The organism is Burkholderia sp. (genome assembly GCF_018375725.1).
In the GTDB taxonomy this organism is placed as follows: Bacteria; Pseudomonadota; Gammaproteobacteria; order Burkholderiales; family Burkholderiaceae; genus Burkholderia.
The window spans coordinates 1-3,087 of the sequence record NZ_JAHACR010000403.1; the positions used below are offsets into that span (position 1 = coordinate 1).

Annotated in this window: 4 protein-coding genes and 1 other RNA gene; 4 read left to right on the forward strand and 1 reads right to left on the reverse strand. The window is 62.1% G+C overall.

Annotated elements, in window-relative coordinates:
* Both KH616_RS23470 and rnpB read left to right on the forward strand, forming a co-directional pair.
* Positions 1 to 639 (forward strand): DUF3025 domain-containing protein (locus KH616_RS23470; RefSeq protein ID WP_292252376.1); only part of this gene is annotated, 639 nt, incomplete at its 5' end.
* A 32-nt stretch (positions 640 to 671) separates the two neighbouring features.
* An RNA gene (gene rnpB, locus KH616_RS23475) (RNase P RNA component class A) lies at positions 672 to 1,088 on the forward strand.
* Positions 1,089 to 1,153: 65 nt separating this feature from the next.
* Here rnpB and KH616_RS23480 read toward each other — a convergent pair.
* Positions 1,154 to 1,618, reverse strand: coding sequence for an OsmC family protein (locus KH616_RS23480; RefSeq protein ID WP_292252377.1), 465 nt, complete (start codon positions 1,616 to 1,618; stop codon positions 1,154 to 1,156).
* 745 nt (positions 1,619 to 2,363) lie between these two features.
* Here KH616_RS23480 and rplM point away from each other — a divergent pair.
* Together rplM and rpsI are read left to right on the forward strand one after the other, a co-directional pair.
* A complete protein-coding gene (rplM, locus tag KH616_RS23485; protein ID WP_004522094.1) occupies positions 2,364 to 2,792 on the forward strand; it encodes a 50S ribosomal protein L13 in 429 nt (142 codons plus the stop codon).
* A gap of 11 nt (positions 2,793 to 2,803) precedes the next feature.
* Positions 2,804 to 3,087 (forward strand): 30S ribosomal protein S9 (gene rpsI / locus KH616_RS23490; RefSeq protein WP_292253384.1); only part of this gene is annotated, 284 nt, incomplete at its 3' end.

A 3,087-nucleotide genomic window follows, 5' to 3' on the forward strand; every position in this document is an offset into this window, starting at 1 on the left:
GTTCCGCAGGCCGAGCTTCCGGCGGAGGTGGCGTATGAGACCCATATCGCCGAAACCGGCGGCGTACCGACCCGGCACAATCTCCACGACTTCTTCAACGCACTCGTCTGGCTGACGTATCCGCGCATCAAGGCGGCGCTGAATGCGCGGCAGGCGGACGCAATCGACGAGGCGGGCGGGGTCGGCCCGGTGCGCGGGCGTCTGCGCGACGCGTTGACGCTGTTCGACGAGAATGCGGCGCTGTTCGTGACGGCCGATCCCGCACTCGCCGATGCATTGCGCGGCTTCGACTGGACGGCGCTTCTGGTCGACGCGCGCGACGCATGGGGCACGCGCTGCGAGGCGCGGCTCGTCGGACATGCATTGCTCGAAAAACTTGTCGCGCCATACAAGTCGTGTACCGCACACGTATGGATCGTCGACGTGCCGGCGGACTATTTCTCCTGGCCGGCCGCGCGCCGGGCGGCCCACGTCGACGCGCACGTCGCGCACGGGCTGGCGACTCGTGACCTGACGAGCCGCGACTATGCGCCGCTGCCGGTACTGGGCGTGCCGGGCTGGTGGGCGGCGAACGCGGCCCCGGCGTTCTACGACGATCCCGCAGTGTTTCGCAGCGGCAGGCGCACGCGGCGGCTGTAAGCCACGGCGCGCGGTGTTAGAATGCCGGTCGCAAAGCAGGCTAGGCAGTCGCGGCCTCGCCGCCTTCGGGCAGGCGGGGGCGAGGAAAGTCCGGACTCCACAGGGCAGGGTGATGGCTAACGGCCATCCGTGGCGACACGCGGAACAGGGCAACAGAAAGCAAACCGCCGATGGCCCGGCGCAAGCCGGGATCAGGTAAGGGTGAAACGGTGCGGTAAGAGCGCACCGCGGCGACGGCGACGTTCGCCGGCACGGTAACCTCCACCCGGAGCAATTCCAAGTAGGCAGGCGCGCACCTCTCGTGGGTGCAGGATGGGGCCCCCGTCTCGTCTGCGGGTAGGAAGCTTGAGCGCGTCAGCAATGGCGCGTCTAGAGGAATGGCTGCCACGCGCCGCGCGCCTTCGGGCGCCCGGTGTGCACAGAATCCGGCTTATCGGCCTGCTTTGCCATTCGAATGTCAGAAGGGCCGGCGTCCATCGCGGACGCCGGCCCTTTTTCTTCATGTGCGGTGCGTTCAGGCGGGGACGATGTCGAACGAGTGCGTGAGTTCGGCCGTCTTCGCGATCATGATCGACGCCGAGCAGTACTTGTCGTGCGACAGATTGATCGCGCGCTCCACCGTGGCGGGATTCAGGTTGCGGCCGGTGACGGTGAAGTGGAAATGAATCTTCGTGAACACTTTCGGATCCTCGCTGGCGCGCTCTGCTTTCAGCGTGACCGAGCAGCCCGTGACGTCCTGGCGGCTCTTCTTCAGGATCAGCACGACGTCGTACGCGGTGCATCCGCCGGTGCCGAGCAGCACCATCTCCATCGGCCGCGGCGCGAGATTGTGGCCGCCGCCTTCCGGCGCGCCGTCCATCGCGACGAGGTGGCCGCTTCCTGTCTGGGCTGAAAACGCCATGCCATCCTGACCCAACCAGCTTACTTTGCATTCCATGCTTGCACTCCAGCGTTGCCTGATTCGAATTCGAACCGGCATTGTAGCCCGCGTCTTCATCGCAGGCTGGCACGCTGCCGCAATGTGGGCGGGAGACTCGCCGCGGCGGTTCGTCGTGCGGCCGAGCGGCGGTGCACGTCCGGAATTTAGGGGTTTACATCTAGATGGATCACATGCGAAACATCCGATGTGTCTGCAAGCGATTGATTTTAATGATGAAAAATAGAATTTTGTTGATGCGCGCAAAATTTCATATCATGGTGTGAAATTTCGTAATGTAGATTTTCTTGTGTTGCCGACATCGCGTTCATATAATGTGACTCATTGGTTGCCGCGCTGCGGCATCCTCCGAATGTCTCCTCCACCCTCCTCCAATGGTGGATTAAACCCGAACCGATCGTTCGGGTTTTTTTTCGTGTGATGCAAGTATCGCTGCATATCGCCGTGAGGTCGGATCGAGGCAGGCGGCGACACGGTCACGCATTGCGCAGCAGGGCGGTGCTTCGCAGCGGATCTGCGCGTGACGACGATGCGGTCGCGAATGCGAACTGCCGGGACTGATCCGGATTTAACGGGGTGCGACCAGATGTCTGCGAGATGCCGGAACGGCGCGGCTGCGCGACTCGCGCATTCTCTTTGACGGCTGCCAACTATCTCCTTTATAATCCACGGTTTTTCCGCCTTCATGCCCACGGAAAAAGAACAGGGAGAGCCTGCACCGCGCCTCGAAGCGCACCTATCCAAGCAGGAAAAAAGTATCGGGCACAGTAATTTTTTTGGATCGATCATGAAGACGTTTTCCGCAAAAGCCCATGAGGTGACGCGCGAATGGTACGTGATTGACGCGACGGATAAGGTTCTCGGCCGTGTCGCCAGCGAAGTGGCACGCCGTCTGCGCGGCAAGCACAAGCCTGAGTTCACCCCGCACGTCGACACCGGTGATTTCATCATCGTCATCAACGCGAGCAAGTTGAAGGTCACGGGCAACAAGACTCTGGACAAGAAGTACTACCGTCACTCGGGTTACCCGGGCGGTATCTATGAAACGACGTTCGGCAAGATGCAGGAACGCTTCCCGGGCCGTGCGCTCGAGAAGGCGGTCAAGGGCATGCTGCCGAAGGGCCCGCTCGGCTACGCGATGATCAAGAAGCTGAAGGTCTACGCAGAAGCGACGCATCCGCACTCGGCTCAACAGCCGAAAGCGCTCGAGATCTAAGGGGAGCCCACATGATCGGTAACTGGAACTACGGTACGGGCCGCCGCAAGAGCGCAGTCGCTCGTGTCTTTATCAAGGCTGGCAAGGGCGACATCATCGTCAACGGCAAGCCCATCGCTGACTACTTCTCGCGCGAAACGTCGCTGATGATCGTGCGTCAGCCGCTGGAACTGACCAACAACGGCCAGACGTTCGACATCAAGGTGAACGTGTCGGGCGGCGGTGAAACGGGTCAGGCCGGCGCAGTGCGCCACGGCATCACCCGCGCACTGATCGACTACGACGCGACGCTGAA